General features: G+C 74.4%; 12 protein-coding genes. 9 read left to right on the top strand and 3 right to left on the bottom strand.

Features of this window, described 5'->3' with window-relative positions; translation table 11 throughout:
* Positions 1–286 precede the first annotated feature (286 nt).
* From IEZ31_RS58265 to IEZ31_RS27820, 3 genes are all read left to right on the top strand, one after another.
* Positions 287–3103, top strand: a complete 2817-nt coding sequence (locus IEZ31_RS58265; protein ID WP_190252940.1) for a tetratricopeptide repeat protein — start codon at positions 287–289, stop codon at positions 3101–3103.
* 449 nt (positions 3104–3552) lie between these two features.
* Positions 3553–4425, top strand: coding sequence for an RNA polymerase sigma factor SigJ (gene sigJ / locus IEZ31_RS27815; RefSeq protein WP_190252941.1), 873 nt, complete (start codon positions 3553–3555; stop codon positions 4423–4425).
* Positions 4426–4434: 9 nt separating this feature from the next.
* Positions 4435–6537, top strand: a complete 2103-nt coding sequence (locus IEZ31_RS27820) for an MMPL family transporter (protein ID WP_190252942.1) — start codon at positions 4435–4437, stop codon at positions 6535–6537.
* Here the strand turns inward: IEZ31_RS27820 and IEZ31_RS27825 are convergent.
* Together IEZ31_RS27825 and IEZ31_RS27830 are read right to left on the bottom strand one after the other, a co-directional pair.
* Positions 6469–7095 (bottom strand): response regulator transcription factor, encoded by a 627-nt coding sequence (locus IEZ31_RS27825; protein ID WP_190252943.1) that lies wholly within the window; start codon positions 7093–7095, stop codon positions 6469–6471. The genes IEZ31_RS27820 and IEZ31_RS27825 overlap by 69 nt on opposite strands.
* A 2-nt stretch (positions 7096–7097) precedes the next feature.
* Entirely contained in the window at positions 7098–9062 is a 1965-nt protein-coding gene (locus IEZ31_RS27830) for a sensor histidine kinase (RefSeq protein ID WP_190252944.1), read from the bottom strand.
* A 112-nt stretch (positions 9063–9174) separates the two neighbouring features.
* On the opposite strand from IEZ31_RS27830, the gene IEZ31_RS27835 reads away from it, so the two are divergent.
* The 6 genes from IEZ31_RS27835 to IEZ31_RS27860 all read left to right on the top strand — a co-directional run bounded on the left by IEZ31_RS27835 (position 9175) and on the right by IEZ31_RS27860 (position 15187).
* Positions 9175–9492 (top strand): hypothetical protein, encoded by a 318-nt coding sequence (locus IEZ31_RS27835; RefSeq protein WP_190252945.1) that lies wholly within the window; start codon positions 9175–9177, stop codon positions 9490–9492.
* 334 nt (positions 9493–9826) lie between these two features.
* Positions 9827–10438, top strand: coding sequence for a phosphotransferase (locus IEZ31_RS27840; protein WP_190252946.1), 612 nt, complete (start codon positions 9827–9829; stop codon positions 10436–10438).
* A gap of 29 nt (positions 10439–10467) precedes the next feature.
* Positions 10468–10860 carry a YybH family protein gene (locus tag IEZ31_RS27845; RefSeq protein WP_190252947.1) on the top strand — a complete coding sequence of 131 codons (393 nt, stop codon included), beginning with the start codon at positions 10468–10470 and terminating at the stop codon, positions 10858–10860.
* A 131-nt stretch (positions 10861–10991) separates the two neighbouring features.
* Positions 10992–12665 (top strand): FAD-dependent oxidoreductase, encoded by a 1674-nt coding sequence (locus IEZ31_RS27850; protein ID WP_190252948.1) that lies wholly within the window; start codon positions 10992–10994, stop codon positions 12663–12665.
* Positions 12666–12715: 50 nt separating this feature from the next.
* Positions 12716–13975 carry a cytochrome P450 gene (locus IEZ31_RS27855; RefSeq protein ID WP_190252949.1) on the top strand — a complete coding sequence of 420 codons (1260 nt, stop codon included), beginning with the start codon at positions 12716–12718 and terminating at the stop codon, positions 13973–13975.
* Between the two features lie 63 nt (positions 13976–14038).
* Positions 14039–15187, top strand: coding sequence for an epoxide hydrolase family protein (locus IEZ31_RS27860; protein ID WP_190252950.1), 1149 nt, complete (start codon positions 14039–14041; stop codon positions 15185–15187).
* Positions 15188–15295: 108 nt separating this feature from the next.
* Here the strand turns inward: IEZ31_RS27860 and IEZ31_RS27865 are convergent, their stop codons facing one another.
* Positions 15296–16093, bottom strand: coding sequence for a methyltransferase domain-containing protein (locus tag IEZ31_RS27865; RefSeq protein ID WP_190252951.1), 798 nt, complete (start codon positions 16091–16093; stop codon positions 15296–15298).
* Positions 16094–16272: the final 179 nt, after the last annotated feature.

Consider the following 16272-nt stretch of genomic DNA (forward strand, 5'->3'; position numbering starts at 1 on the left):
ATGCCGATGCCGACGCCGACGCGGAAGCTGGCGCTGACGCCGATGCCGGACGCTGATGCTGGCGTGGAACGCGGACGCTGACGCGGAACGCTGGCGCTGACGCGGAACGCTGGCGCTGACGCGGAACGCTGGCGCTGACGCGGAACGCTGGCGCTGACGCGGAACGCGTGGCCCGGGCGGCACGGGAAGCGGGCCGGACGGATGAGCCCGGCGGTGCCGCCGATCCCCACCATGGTGGACAGACCCGCCGCGGTTCGCCGCGGCCACGGGGAGGGAGCGGGCCACGGTGCGTCGCAGGTGGACGGCTCGACGGTGGACGGTGCTGCTGACCGGCGGCGGCGCCGCGGCCGGCATGGTCGCGATGGCGATCTTCGGCAACCAGGCGTACGACAACGGCCGCCTCCAGTGGCTGTGGCTGGCCGGGGCGGCAGTGTCAGCCGCGGCCAGCGTGTGGATCGCCGCCCTGCAGCAGCGGGTGCCGCCCCGGGCGGCGCTCGCCGTCGTCGACGAGCGTGGCCGCCCCCGCCTGCTGTCCGAGGCGAGCCTCGCCGAGCTCGGCGTGCACCCCAACCGTTTCGACGCCGTCAGGGACGTGGCCCGCGACGTCGGTCCGGAAGCGGCGCCGTACGCGGCACGTGACGTCGATGAGGAGATCGTTGCCGCGCTCAGTTCGGCGGTCACGGTGGTGCTCGTGCACGGGGTCCGGCTCGCCGGGGCCAGCCGGAGCCTGGCCCACCACGCCCGGCGGCTGCTGCCTGGCCATCGGGTGCTGGTGTATCGGCCCGACCCCGACGTCACCGTCCCGCAGCTGGTGGCGCACGCCTCCCGCTGGGCCGCCGACGCGCCCGGGGCGGTGCTGTGGCTCGACGCGCTCGACCCCGCCCAGGTCGCCCAGCTGGACGCCGCCGTGCTGAGCACGCTCCCAAGCGGGCTGCGGATCTGCGCGACCGCCGAGTCGACCCTGGTGACCGGCACGCAGGTCCCGGCCCGCGTCGCCGCGGCGCTGCGCGAGCACGCGACGCTGATCCGGCTGGCGCCGCTGTCGGAGACGGAACGCCAAGTGGTGCGGGACCTGCTGGCGTACCAGTCGATCGGTCCGGCCCTCGACGAGCCGGACCCGCCGCCGCTCGGCCGCCTGCTCGTCGCTCTCGACTCCATGGGCGACGATCTGCTGACCGGGAGCGAGGACAGCCGGCACCGGCAGGCGCTGATCCGGGTGGTGACCGACTGGCAGCGCATCGGCCTGCCCGGCAGCCTCGACCGGAAGGTCCTGTTCGACCTGTACGGCCGCTGCTGGCGGCAGCTGACCGGCGCCGGCCCGGCCGCCCAGGTCTCCCGAAGCCGGTTCCGCGCCGCCCGCGCCTGGGCCGAGCGGCCCACCGACAGCCGCCCGTGGCTGATCGACGAGGTCGCCGGCGGGCACACCAGGCCGCATCCCCTGCTCGGCGTGCTCGCCGACGCGCCCGGCGACGGCTGGGAGACGACCGACGCCGTCTGGGAGTACGCCGTCGAGACCCTCGCCGGCGCCGAGCGGGTCCGCGTGGCGCTCGGCGCCTACGACCGCGGCGACCACCGGCACACCCGCGAGCTGCTGGCGGGTGTCGACGACACCGGCCTCGACCCGGCCGACCGCAACACTCTGGCCAACGTGTTCTTCACCCTCGGCGTCGAGCTGTACCTCGCCGGCGACCTGGCCGGCGCCCGTCCTTGGTGGACTCGCGCCGCCGGCACCGGGCACCCGGACATCGCACCCGCGGCCATGGCCAACCTCGGCGAACTGGAACGCGTCGCAGGCACCACCGACGAGGCTCGTCGATGGTTCACCGCCGCGATCGAGACCCGGCATCGCGAATACGCGCCCAAGGCCATGTTCCAGCGCGCGAACCTGGAGCAGGCGCAGGGCCGGCCCGCCGACGCTCGCCGCTGGTGGCTGCGCACGCTCGACACCGGTCACCCGGACTACGCGCCGATGGCCATGGTCCGGTTGGGCGGTCTCGCCTCGGACCAGGGGCAGATCGATGAGACTCGTCGCTGGTTCCGGCGGGCCGCCGAGTCCGGGCACCGGGCCGCGGCATCGATCGCCATGAGCGACCTCGCCGTCCTGGAGAGGGAGCAGGGCAATGACGACGAGGCCCGGCGTTGGTGGGAGCGCACCGCCGGCACCGGTTACCCGGACGTGGCACCCCGCGCGATGCGCAATCTGGGCAACTGGTGGAAGGCGCGTGGGAACGCGGCCCAGGCCCGCCACTGGTGGGAGCGAGCCGTCGACACCGGCGATGCGGAGCAGGCGCCGGTGTGCATGTTCAACCTGGGTGTGCTGGAACGGGACCGGGGCGACGCGGGCGCGGCCCGCCGCTGGTTCATGGCCGCCGTCGGCACCGGCCACCCGGAGCAGGGGCCGAAGGCCATGATCAGCCTCGGTGGCCTGGAGTCGGACGAGCACGACCCGGACGAGGCCCGCCGCTGGTTCCTTCGTGCGGCGGAGACCGGCGACCCCGAGCACGCGCCGCACGCCCTGTACAACCTCGGTGTCCTGGAGCGGGCGCGGCGGGACCTTCTCGAGGCGGAGCAGTGCTGGCTGCGTGCCGCGGCCACCGAGCACCCGGAGTTCGGCGCCAAGGCGATGCTGAATCTCGGCGCCGTCTGGCACCAGCGGGCGAACGTGCCCGAAGCCCGCCGGTGGTGGACCCGCGCCGCCGGGACCGACCACGCGGAGGCAGCCGCGATCGCCATGCTCAACCTCGCCGTCCTCGAGGGCGAACAGGGCAACCCCGGGGCGGTCCGGCACTGGCTGACCCGGGCCGCCGGCGGCAACCACCCCGAACTGGCCGCCAGAGCAATGCTGCAGCTCAGCGCGCTTGAGGTCGAACAGGGCGACGCGGACGAGGCCTACCGGTGGCTGGTGACGGCGGCCGAGCAGTCCGGTTCGACGCTGATCGCGGCGCAGGCCGCGGTCATTCTCGGCAACCTGGAGTACGGGCACGGCCGGGCGGCCGAGGCGGTCCGCTGGTACGAGCGGGCGGTGGCGTCCGAGCACCGTGGCATGGCGAACGAGGCCGCCGAGGGCCTCGAACGTATCCGGCGCGAGCTGGCCGGAGCGTAGGACCGAGCCTAGGCTCCGGCGGCGGCCGGGCGGCGGCGCTTGCGGACCTCGGTCCCGCGGTCCCAGACGAGCCGGTTGACGGCGTCCGATCCAGGGTGCCCGCCAGCTGCCCACGGGCTCGTCCCGCCGGGCGCGCTCGGCGGCGACGGCGGCGTCCAGGCCGTGGGTGTGCCAACGGACGGTCCCGTCGGGGGCGCCGCGCAACGGCAACTGCCGTCGCAGCTCGCGCGCGGCCTTGTAGGTGAACGGCGTGAGCAGGGCCGGCGCGGCCTCGGCGTCGAACGGGTTGGTGTGAAGGTGCGGCCGGTCGATGAGCACGATCGTCCCGGGCACGCGCTGGTAGGCCAGGCCCCACAGCAGCCGGCCCACCGGGGGCCGAGCCGTGAGACGCCGGTCACAGCCGGGGGGTGGCGCGTCACGTTCGGCCGGGCTGGATCGCTCTCAGGGCCATGAGCGAACCCACCACGCAGGTGTTCAGTGACCATCGGGAGCTGTTGTTCTCCGTGGTCTACAACATCCTCGGCAGTGTCGCCGACACCGAGGACGTCCTGCAGGAGACCTGGCTGGCCTGGACCGGGCGGAGCCCAGGGGGCGAACCCGTCGAGAACCCCCGTGCCTACCTGGTGCGCGTCGCCGTCAACCGGGCGCTCGCTCAGCAGGCGGCCATCAGCCGGCGGCGCGAGACCTACGTCGGGCCGTGGCTGCCCGAGCCTATCGTGCGGCCGCTGGACCAGCGCATCGACGAGCAGGAGTCGGTGTCGATGGCCATGCTCGTGGTACTCGAGACGCTCACGCCGCTCGAGCGGGCCGTGTTCGTGCTGCACGAGGTGTTCGGGTACCCGCACACCGAGGTCGCCGACATCCTCGGGCGCAGCGCCGCCGCCGTGCGGCAGGTGGCGCACCGGGCGCGGGAGCACGTGCAGGCGCGGCGACCCCGGTTCGAGCCCGATCCGCGGGTGCAGCAGGAGGCGACCGAGCGGTTCCTGGCCGCGGCGCTCGGCGGGGACCTCGACGCGCTCATGGAGATCCTCGCGCCCGAGGTGACCCTCTGGGGCGACGGCGGCGGTCACGGGCAGGGGGCCGGCGGGCAGCGGCCGCTGCAGGGGCGGGACAGGGTCGCCCGGCTGATCGCGGGGCTCGCGTCCCGCTCCGGCGAGGGGCTCGACGTGCGGTACCGCAGCGTCAACGGCGAACCGTCGGCGCTGCTGTTCGCGGGGGACCTGCCCTACGCGGTCGTCACCCTCGACCTCACGCCGGACGGCCGGCACGTCAACGGCATCTATGTCGTCGCCAACCCCGACAAACTCACCAACGCCGACTAGGAGCCGTCCATGCGCATCGCAAAGTGGGTCGTCGTCGCCGTCTGGGTCGCCGTGCTGGTGCCGGCGCTGCTGCTGGCCGGCCGGCTCGGCGACGTGGAGGAGAACGACAACGCGGCGTGGCTGCCCGGCGACGCCGAGTCGACCGCGGTCGTCGAGCGGGCCGCGCGGTTCCAGCCGGCCGACACCGTGCCGGCCATCGTCGTCTACGACCGGCAGTCGGGGGTGACCGGCGCCGACCTCGCCAAGGCCCGCGCCGATGCCGAGGCGTTCACCCGCCTCGACGGCGTCGTGGGGCAGCCGCAGGGCCCGGTCGCGTCCGACGACGGCAAGGCCATCCAGACCGTCGTGCAGGTGCACAAGGACAGCGAGGGCTGGGCCGGCATCGGCCGGATCGTCGACGCGATCACCGAGGTCGGCGAGGCGGACGCGAACGGGCTCGGCTTCCACGTCACCGGGCCGGCCGGCCAGGCGTCCGACTCGATCAAGGCGTTCAGCGGGGGCGGCGGGCTCACCGCCATCACCGCGGTGGTCGTCGTGGCGATCCTGCTGCTCACGTACCGCAGCCCGCTCCTACCGCTGCTGCCGCTGCTCACCGCCGGCGCCGCGCTGGTGACGTCGGAGGCGGTGATCTACCTGCTGGCCGAGCACGCCGGCCTGACCGTGAACACGCAGACGAGCTTCATCCTGACCGTGCTCGTCTTCGGCGCCGCGACGGACTACGCGTTGCTGCTCATCTCGCGGTACCGCGAGGAGCTCCGCCACCACGAGGACCGCCACGAGGCGATGGCCAAGGCGCTGCGCCGCTCCGGTCCGGCGATCGTCGCCAGCGCCGCGACCGTCGCCGTGAGCCTGCTGCTGTTGCTGCTCGCCTCGCTCAACTCGACGCAGGGGCTCGGCCCGGCCTGCGCGATCGGCATCCTCGTCGGGCTGGTCGCCATGGTGACGCTCATGCCGGCGCTGCTGGTCAGCTGCGGCCGCTGGATCTTCTGGCCGATGAAGCCGGCGAAGCCAATGAACCCGGCGGAGCCGACGGAGCCGGTGGACGGAACCGCCAGGAGATGGACGCGCATCGGCGCCGCGATCGAACGCCGGCCGCGCACCGTGTGGATCGGCACCGCCGTCGTCCTCGGCGCCATGGCGCTCGGCATGACGGCGCTCAAGGCCGACGGCCTGTCCGCCGCCGACCAGTTCACCGGCCGGCCGTCGACGGTCGTCGGCGGGGAGATCCAGGCGAGGCACTTCCCGGCCGGCTCGGGCGACCCGGTGTACGTGGTCGCGAACGCCGCGCAGGCGGAGCAGGTGCGGGCCGCGCTGGCCTCCGTGCCCGGGATCGCCGCGGTCGCCCCGCCGGTGGTGAAGGACGGCGCCGCGTTGCTGCTCGCGGAGCTGCGGGACGATCCCAGCAGTACCGCTGCATCGAAAACGGTCGAACAAGCCCGTGCTGCCGTGCACCGCGTCGACGGGGCGCACGCGCAGGTCGGCGGCAACACGGCCGTCATGCTCGACACCCAGACGGCCGCCGCCCGCGACTCCCGGGTCATCATCCCGATCGTCCTGGTGACGGTGTTCCTCATCCTCGCCGTGCTGCTGCGGGCGATCGTCGCCCCGCTGCTGCTCATGGCGACGGTGGTGCTGTCGTTCGCGGCCGCCCTGGGCGTGAGCGGACTGGTGTTCACGCACGTGTTCCACTTCGGCGGCGCGGAGGCGTCGTTCCCGCTGCTGACGTTCGTGTTCCTGGTCGCGCTCGGGATCGACTACAACATCTTCCTGGTGACGCGGGTGCGCGAGGAGGCTCAGCGGCACGGCACCCGCCGCGGCGCGCTGACCGGCCTCTCGGCGACGGGCGGGGTGATCACCTCGGCCGGGCTGGTGCTGGCGGGCACGTTCGCGGCCATGGGCTCGCTGCCCCTGGTGTTCGCGGCGGAGCTCGGTTTCGCGGTGGCGTTCGGTGTACTGCTGGACACGCTGGTCGTCCGCTCGGTCCTCGTCACCGCGCTGACCCTCGACGTGGGCCACCGCATGTGGTGGCCCAGCCGGCTGGCCTCACCGGGTGAGGTACGCGAGCACCGCGAGCACCCGGCGGTGGGTGTCGTCGGAGTCCACCAGCCCTAGCTTCTGGAAGATCGCCCGCATGTGCGTCTCGACGGTCCGCTCGGTGACCACGAGCCGCGCGGCGAGCGCCGCGTTGGACCAGCCCTCGGCGACCAGGCCGAGCACCTCCCGCTCGCGGGCGGTGAGCGCGGCGAGCCCGTCGTCGCGCAGCAGGGCTCCGACCAGCGCCGGGTCGAGCGCGGAGCCGCCCGCGCCGACCCGGCGCACCGCGTCGAGGAAGTCGTCGACGCGCAGCACCCGGTCCTTCAGCAGGTACCCGAACGCGCCCGTCGGCACCAGCTCCACCGCGTGCTGCCGGACGACGTGCTGGGACAGCAGCAGGATCGGCAGCGCCGGGTGCTCGGCGCGCAGCTGCCGGGCGGCCCGGGCGCCGTCGTCGGTCATCTGCGGCGGCATCCGGACGTCGACCACGATGAGGTCGGGCCGCTCGGCCCGCACGGCGTCGACGAGCGCGCCGGCGTCGCCGACCGCGGCCGCGATCTCGTGCCCGGCCTCGGTCAGCAGCCGGGTCAGGCCCTCGCGGAACAGCACCGAGTCCTCGGCGACGACGATGCGCACGGCTACACCTCGGCCCGCACGACGGTGCCCGCCCCGGCCGGGCTGACGATCTCGATGCGGCCGCCGAGCGCCGCGACCCGGTCGCCGAGCGCGGTCAGCCCGAACCCGGCCACCGCCCCGCCGCGCCCGTCGTCGTCGACCTGGACGTGCAGTCGCGTGGCTTCCTGGCGCACCGAGACACCGATGCGCGTCGCCCCGGCGTGCTTGAGCGCGTTGGCGAGGCACTCGGCGATCACGTAGTACGCCGTGGTGGCGGCCGCCTCGCTCACGTCGGCGCCGTCGACCCGCAGGTCGACCGGCACGGGGGAGTCGCGCACCAGGTCGCCGACCGCCGCGGCGAGGCCCTCGTCGAGCCGGCTCGGCCGCATGCCGTGGGCGATGCGGCGCAGCTCGGCGACCGTCGCCTCGAGGGCGGCCACCGCCGCGTCCAGCTCGGCCTGGATCGGCCCGTCCGCCGCCAGCGTCCGCTGCACCGACCGCAGCCGCATGCCGACGGCGAGGATCCGCTGCTGCGCCCCGTCGTGCAGGTCGCGCTCCAGCCGCTGCCGCTCCTCGGTGACCGCCTCCACCAGCCGCGCGCGGCTGGTCCGCGCGTCCTGCAGCGCCTGCCGCAGCTCGACGCGCAGCCGGCTCACCTCGATCGGCAGCCGCGCCTCCACGGCGAGCTCGCGGGCCTGCCGCCGCCGGCGCGCGGTCGACCGGCCCAGCACGAGCGCGCCGACGTCGGCGTCCCGCGCCGCCAGCGGCAGCAGATGCTCCGGTGGTACCGCCACCGGCGCGCCGGCCAGGTCGACGTACCCGTCGGCGCCGGGCAGCCGCAGCAGCACCCGCAGCCCCGGGTCGCCGAGACCGGCCCGCAGCGCCGCCTCGACCTCCTCCGGCTGGGCCCGCCCGTCCCGCACCGCGCCGACGAACCGCCGGACCGACGCCACCATGACGGTCCGCTCCCGGTCGAGCAGGCGCCCGGCCGCGCCGTGCACCCGCCGGTGCAGCGGCAGCAGCGCCAGCGCGGTGACGAACGCGGCCGCCGTGATGCCGACCCGGTCGTCGGCCCGCGCGCTCACCTGCGCGACGCCGAGCACGACGAGCGCGAACACCCCGGCCGACACGATCGACGTGACGAGCCAGGACACGGTCTCGTTGAGCAGCCGGTCGACGTCGAGCAGGTCGTGGCGCAGGATCGCGATCGCCACGGTCGCCGGCACCAGGAGCACCATCGCGGCGAGGAACCCGGAGTACGCGACCTCGATCGGGGCGCCGGCGAACTCGGCGGCCCAGCCGGCGGCGAGCAGCACCGGCACCGAGATCGCGCCGAGCATCAGCCACCGCAGCTGCACCCGGGTGAGGTCGTCGCCGCTGCGGTACCGCGTGACGAGCGCGGCGACCGCCGAGCCCAGCACCGCGAGCAGCGCGAGCCCGGCGACGACGTCGAGCACCCGGAACGCCGGGATCCCGAGCGGCAGCGGCGCCGAGCCGGGCAGCGGCCCGCCCCGGTCCTGGTACGCCGTCGGCTCCAGCCCGATCACGACGATGACGAGCGCGGCCGCCCCGAGGAAGCACCACGGCACCGCCCGCCACAGCCGGCTCGGCAGCCGGCCGTTCGGGAACACCAGGCACAGCCCGACGAACCCGGCGAAGTTGAACACCCAGCCCCCGCCGCCGAGGAACGCGCCGGCGTGCGAGCCGGGCAGCGGGTGCGCCGTCGCGTAGGTCCCGCCCCAGTCCTCAAGCGCCCAGGTGAGGGCCGGCGCGGCACCCAGCCCGACGAGCGCCGGCCCGGCCGGGCTGTCCGGCCGCCGCCAGGCCACCAGCAGGCCGAGCAGGACGGTCGGGGTCAGCGCGACCAGCGCGGGCACCGCCGCGACCGCCGCGTCCGGCGCGCGACCGGCGTACGCGACGGCGAACAGCAGGGCCACGCCCGCGAGGTACGCGAGCACGGCCGGCCCGAGCCAGCGCCTGACGGTCACGCCGACCATGCTGCCGGACCGGGCCCGCCGCACGCATCAGTGCCAGCACACAGACCCGGGACCGGCGCTGGCACGGATGGCGGGCGACCGGCCGGCGCCCACGCTGTACCGCATGGAACTCATCCTCATGGTGCTCGTGCCGTTCCCGGTCGGCTTCTTCGTCCGCAGCCGGCTGGCGGCCTTCGTCACGTACATCGCCGTGCACGGCTTCGTGTTCACGGCCCAGACCCTGAACCTGCTGGTGGAGTGGGTGGGCGGCTCGGCCGAGGCGTTCGGCCCGTATCCGAGGGCGTCGAGCGGCGACGTCCTCGCCTACCTGGTGGTCAACGCGGTGATCTTCGGCGCCGGGCTGGGCCTGGTGTGGCTGGGCGGCCGCCTGGCCGCCCGCCGCCGCGCGAAGGCCGCCGGCCCGGTCGCGCTGGAGGCCTGAGCCGGGCGTCCGGCTCGAAGCCGGCTGTTGACCGGGGTGACGGTGGCGTTCACTCGTCGCCCCGCAACAGCGGCGCGCCGTGACCGAAGCACGCGATCCCGGCGCCGGTCCCGGCCAGCCGCCGGAACGACGCGCGGACCGCAAACCGGCCGGTCTCGGCGGCGCCCGGGGGAGGCTAGGCTCGCCCGGTGGATGCGCGTTCGCGTGCCGTTCGGGCGCTTCGAGAACATGCGCCCGAGTTGGCCCGGGCTGAGGTCCGGGAGCTCGGCCGTGGCCTGGACAACACCGCATTTCTCGCCGGTGATCTGGTGCTCCGCGTCGCGGAAGGGCTACGGTGCTGCAGGAGTCCGCCCTTCTCGCCGTCGTCGGACCGCACGTTTCGTTGCCCGTTCCCGTGGTGCGCTTCGCCGATCCCGGCATCGGCGTGCTGGCCTATCCGATGCTCCCCGGGCGCCCGCTGCTGGGCCGGGCCGCGCCCGCCGGGGCGGGCCGGCGCATAGGGCGCTTCCTGCGCGAACTGCACGCCGTCGAGACCACCGCGGTGCCGGAAGAGGACGCCCGTCCGGTCGATTGGCTGGCGGACCTCGAAGGGCCGGAGGAACTGCTCGCAGTACTGCTGCGAACCATCCCTGAGCCGGCACAACGGCGGGTGCTCGCGCACGCCGATCTCGGGGCGGAACACATTCTGGAACACGACGGGGAAATCACCGGGGTCATTGACTGGACCGACGCCGCGATCACCGACCCCGCGCTCGACTTCGCGCGGCTCTATCGCGACTTCGGGCCCGGCTTGCTCGCCGAAGTACTCGACGCATACGGTGACCAACGGCCCGGAATGGACCGGATCGCGTTCTTCGCACGCTGTGCGGCGCTCGAAGATCTCGCCTACGGGGGTGCGCATGCCCAGGCGGCCCGGCGCAGTCTCGAATGGCTCTTCACGCTATGATCCTCGTCAATACCGAAGGGGGACGATCAGTGGCGGAGAGCGGACTGGACGAGGCGCTCGCGGAGCATCTCGCGGCGCTGGACCGGAAGGACCTCGAGGCGTATGCGGCGACGCTCGCCGACGAGGTGGTGCTCATCCTGCCCGACGGGCAGGTGCTGGCCGGGAAGCCGGCGGTCGTCGAGCTGCACCGGCAGCTGTTCGCCGACGGCAGCTGGACGCAGGAGCGCACCGTGCGCACGGTGACGACGGTCGGCAGCACCGGGTGGGTCCTCATCGAGTACCGCTTCTTCACCGTCGACGCCGACGGGCGGATCGTCTCCGACACCAACGCCTACTTCACGCTGACGTACGCGCACGTCGACGGTCGCTGGCTGGTCGTGGCCGACCAGAACACCCGAAAGGCGCCAGCAGCAGCGCAGTGAGCAGGATCAGCGCGCCGAACGACCCGATCAGCGTCCGCGGATCAGACAACCTCGGCTCGGCGAGCCTGCTGGTTTGCCGGCAGGACCGCCGGGCAGGAGACCACGGACGCCCGGAGTCGGGAGGTGCGGCTATGCGCGTCGTGGTGAACCTTACGCGCTGCCAGGGCTACGCGCAGTGCGCCTTCCTCGCGCCGGAGGTGTTCCGGATGCGCGGCGCCGAGGCGTTGATGTACGACCCGGGGCCCGACGACGCGCAGCGGGAGCGGGTGCTGCGCGCGGCGGCAGCCTGCCCGGTGCAGGCCATCCTGGTCGACCACGTCGACGACAAGAAGGCCGCCGTGGAGTCCGCGACGACCGGACCGGCCGTGTCCGCGAGGACGGCCGCACCCTCGCCGCCGGCCGGGTGGCCGCGAACCGCCGGGCACGACGCGGCGATCGAGGCGCTGCGCCGGCACGGCCGGATCGTGATCGTGGGCGCGTCGCTCGCCGGTCTGGCCGCCGCGGCGACCCTGCGCCGGGAGGGCTTCACCGGCTCCCTGACGATGATCGGCGACGAGCCGCACCGCCCCTACGACCGGCCGCCGCTGTCCAAGCAGGTCCTCGGCGGATGGGTGCCCGCCGGCCACACCGAGCTGCCCCGCGCCGACGCGCTGGACATTCGCTGGCTGCTCGGCGTGCCCGCCACCCGGCTGGACCCGGCGGGCAAGCGGGTACACCTCGGCGACGGTGGCAGGATCAACTACGACCGCCTGCTGATCGCCACCGGCACCCGGGCCCGGCCCTGGTTCAACCCGGACGAGGCAGCCCTCGACGGCGTGTTCGTGCTGCGGACCCGGGACGACGCCGCCGGGCTGGAGCACCGGCTGGCCGACCGGCCCCGCCGGGTGCTGATCATCGGTGGCGGCTTCACCGGCTCCGAGGTCGCCTCGGCCTGCCGGGACCGGGACCTGGCAGTCACCCTCGTCGAGCGCGGACCCGCACCCCTGGTCGGAGCGTTGGGCGGGGTGATCGGCGCGGTGGCCGCCGACCTGCACCGTGAGCACGGCGTCGACCTGCGCTGCGGGGTCACCGTCACCCGTCTGGAGGGCGACACCGCCGGGCGGCTGCGTCGCGCGCACCTGTCCGACGGCAGCACCGTGGACGCGGAGGTGGCCGTCGTGGCGCTGGGCGCGGTCCGCAACACCGAATGGCTGTACGACTGCGGCCTGGCCGTCGGCGACTGGGGCGTCGGCTGCGACGCCGGTTGCCGGGCCTTCGACGCGGCCGGCGTGGTCACCGACGACGTCTTCGTCGCGGGGGACGTGGCGCGCTTCCCGCATCCGCTGTACGACTACCAGTTCCTGGCCCTCGAACACTGGGGCAACGCCGTCGCCCAGGCCCAGGTCGCCGCGCACAACATGGTCAGCGTCCCGGCCGAGCGCTGGCCGCACCTGGCCGTCCCGGTGTTCTGGTCGGCGCAGTTCGACACCAACATCAAGTCCGTCGGGGTACCGACCCTCGCCGACCAGGTCGTCATCGCCCAGGGCTCGGTCGCCCAGCGCCGGTTCGTGGCCGCCTACGGCTACCGGGGCCGCCTCACCGCCGCGGTCGGGTTCAACCAGGCCAAGTGGCTGGAGTCCTACCAGGGCCTGATCGAGGCCGGCGCACCGTTCCCGCCCGAGCTTCGCGGGGTCGACGAGCCGGCCGACGGCCAGCCGGTCGCGGCGCAGCTGCCCGACGACCGCACCCGCACCCGCCACGCCACCGTCGCGGTGACCGGCCACGACCCCAGCGAGCGCCGAGCCGAGCTGCTCCACCACCACTGACGTGCCGGCCGGCGGCCCGCCGGCGTCGCAACACCCAGGAAGTAACCGCCATGGCACAGGCCAGCATCTTCGAGCAGATCCTCGACCCCGCCAACCGGGCCGACCCCTACCCGCTGTACGCCGAGCTGCGCAAGACTCCGGTGGCGCGCCAGCCCGACGGCAGTTACGTCGTCAGCACCTACGACGAGATCGTCGCGCTGTTGCACGACCGCAGGGTGAGCTCCGACCCCCGCAGCCGGCCCGAACTGGCCGGCGCCGCGCGCAGCCTGCCGCTGCCCTTCATCTCCCGCGACCCGCCCGAGCACGACCGGCTGCGGGACCTGGCCACCCAGCCGTTCGGGCCGCCCTGCACCCCCGGCCGCGTGGAGGGCATGCGCCCCTGGCTGACCGAGACCACCGACGAGCTGATCGACAACCTCGCCGGCCGGCACCGCATCGACATCGTCGACGACTTCGCCTACCCGCTGCCGGTCACCGCGATCTGCCGGCTGCTCGGCGTCCCCCGCGAAGACCAGCCGCGCTTCCACCGCTGGGCCGACGCGCAGGTCGAGACCGCCGACCCGACCACCGGCACGTTCGCCGAGCGCCAGCACCGGCGGGACCGGATCAGCGCCGAGCTCGGCGCATACCTCGACGGGCTGGCCGCCGCCGACGCCCGCCAGCCCGGCGACGACCTGATCTCCGGGCTGCTCACCGACACCGGCCCATACGCGCCGATGGCCCGCGCCGACCTGCTCAGCACCTGCGCGCTGCTGCTGGTCGCCGGCCACGAGACCACCGTCAACCTCATCGCCAACGGCATGCTCACCCTGCTGCGCCACCCCGGCGTCCTCGACCGGCTGCGCCGCGAACCCGACGTCATCGTCGCGCTGGTCGAGGAGCTGCTGCGCTACGAGCCGCCGGTGCAACTCCTGAGCAGCCGCAGCGCCCTCGCGGACATCGACATCGCCGGCACCACCATCCCCCGGGGCTCACCGGTCACGCTGATGCTCGCCGCCGGCAGCCGTGATCCCGGCCGCTTCCCCGACCCGGACCGCTTCGACCCCGACCGCGCCGACAACGTGCATCTCGGCTTCGGCAGCGGCATCCACTACTGCTACGGCGCCCCGCTCGCCCGGGTCGAGACACAGGTCGCCCTGCCCGCGCTCGCGCACCGGCTGGTGAACCCCCGCCTCGTCGCCGATCCGCCGCCGTACCGGCCCAACCCGACGCTGCGCGGCCCCCGCCACCTGCTCGTCGACATCGACGGCGTCGCCCCGGCGACCGGCGCCGCGGCCCGCGAACGCGTCCTGCGACCGGCACCCGGATAGACCGGCGGGTGAGCGGTCCGCAACGAACCGGCGGCGGCGCCCGCCGGGGCCTACGGTGGCGGCGTGGAGGAGTTCACCGTGAACGTCCCCGACGAGGCACTCGGCGAACTGCGGCGGCGGCTGTCCCTGGCCCGCTGGCCCGAGGCGGCGACGGCGCCGGACTGGAGCCAGGGCGTGCCCGCCGGCTGGCTGCGGGAGCTGTGCGAGTACTGGGCCGACGGCTACGACTGGCGCCGCTTCGAGCACCGGATCAACTCCGTGCCGCAGTTCGTCACCGAGGTGGACGGGCTCGACATCCACCTGCTCCACGTCCGGTCGCCGCACCCGGAGGCGCTCCCGCTGGTGCTGACGCACGGCTGGCCCGGCTCGGTCGTGGAGTTCCTCGACGTCCTCGGCCCGCTCACCGACCCGGTCGCGCACGGCGGCGACGCGGCCGACGCCTTCCACGTGGTGTGCCCGTCGCTGCCCGGGTTCGCGTTCAGCGGCAAGCCGGTCGAGCCGGGCTGGGGACCGCGCCGCATCGCCGCGGCGTGGGCCGTGCTGATGAGCCGGCTCGGGTATGACCGCTTCGGCGCGCAGGGCGGCGACTGGGGTGCGGCGGTGACGACCGAACTGGCGGCGCAGTGTCCCGACCGGGTCGTCGGCATCCACCTCAACTTCGCGCCGGGGGCCGTCCCACCCTCCGCGGCGGACACCGCCGAGGAGTTGACCGACTTCGAGCGCGACAGCCTCGCCGACCTGGCGTACCACCGGGAATGGGGCACCGGCTACGCCGTGGAGCAGGCGACCCGCCCGCAGACGATCGGCTACGCGCTGGTCGACTCGCCGGTCGGCCAGTGCGCCTGGATCGCCGAGAAGTTCTGGGCGTGGACCGACCACGCCGGCGACCCGCTCACCGCCCTGACCCGTGACCAGATTCTCGACGACGTCAGCGTCTACTGGCACACCGGGACCGGCGCCTCCTCGGCGCGCATCTACTGGGAGGACGGGTTCGCGCGCCGCGGCTGGCGGCAGGTGCCGCAGCTGAGCGTGCCGGTCGGTGTCTCGGTGTTCCCGAAGGAGATCGCGCGGCCCTCGCGGCGCTGGTGCGAGCGGCTGTTCGCCGACCTGCGCTTCTACGAACAGCTCGACCGGGGCGGCCACTTCGCCGCGTTCGAGCAGCCGGAGCTGTTCGTCGACCAGCTGCGCCGCGCGTTCCGGGTGATGCATTGAAGCACCTGGACGAGACCCGCTGGAGCGACGACGACCTCTTCGACGACGGCCTGACCGCCATCCTCGCCTACCGCTGAGGGAGCCCCGCGACGGGATCCGCGGCGCCGGTCAGGGGCGGCGGCCCCACGCCGACACCATCGGGGACGTCGCCACGTCCAGCTTTCCCGCGGCCAGGTTGGCCAGGTGCTCGTCGATCTCCTCCCGCGTGGCCAGGCCGGCGTCCAGGAGGCGCCCGCGGATCTGGCGGACCGTGGCCTCCTCCAGCGTCGTGCAGGCCGGGCCCGAGAGCGGGAACGAGGCGTCGGCCCCGACCTCGGTCAGGCCCGCCTCGCGGAGCAGGCGCGGAAGGGTGCGGCCGTAGGCCAGGTCCACCCCGCGCCCGGCCATCAGCGCGCGGAAGTCGTGCTTGAGCTTGTTCGCCAGGCGTTGGGCCGGGCCGTGCTCGTCCGGGCAGGCCAGCGGCTGCAGGGCCGGGTCGGCCTCCTCGATCAGCAGCCAGCCGCCCGGGCGCAGCGCCGACACCATGGTGGCGAGGGCTTTCGCGCGTTGCGGGACGTGCACCAGTACCAGCCGGGCATGCACGAGATCGAAACCGGTGTCCGGTGCCGGGTCGGTGCCCACGTCGTGGCGGCGGACCGTGTAGCCGGCGCCCGCCGTCATCCACGACACGTCGATGTCGGTGGCGAGCACGTGGCCGGCCGGCCCGACCCGGGCGGCGAGCCAGGACGGCACGCTCGGGCCGCCCGCGCCGACCTCCCAGCAGCGCCGGCCCGGCCCGATGCCGAGCGCCTCGACGTGCCGGAAGGTGGACGCGTTGAACAGCGCCGCGAGGGCGTCGAAGCGCTCGCCTGCCTCGGCCTGCCGGTTGTCGAGCAGGTACCCGCCGTCGTCAGTCACACCCCGCATCATCTCAGGGTCCGCTCGACCAGGGAGTTCACGATCGCATGCAACCCTCCGGGCCGGGTGCCGCGGTCGTACCGGGTGAGAGAGGACGGGAGGGGCCTTGGCTGGCATCGATGAGGAGTTTCACGCGTTCGTCGCCACCTGCCCGTACCGCCGCCGGCTTGGCGCAACCGTTTGGTTGC

The sequence above is a fragment of the Dactylosporangium sucinum genome, assembly GCF_014647515.1.
Lineage (GTDB): Bacteria > Actinomycetota > Actinomycetes > Mycobacteriales > Micromonosporaceae > Dactylosporangium > Dactylosporangium sucinum.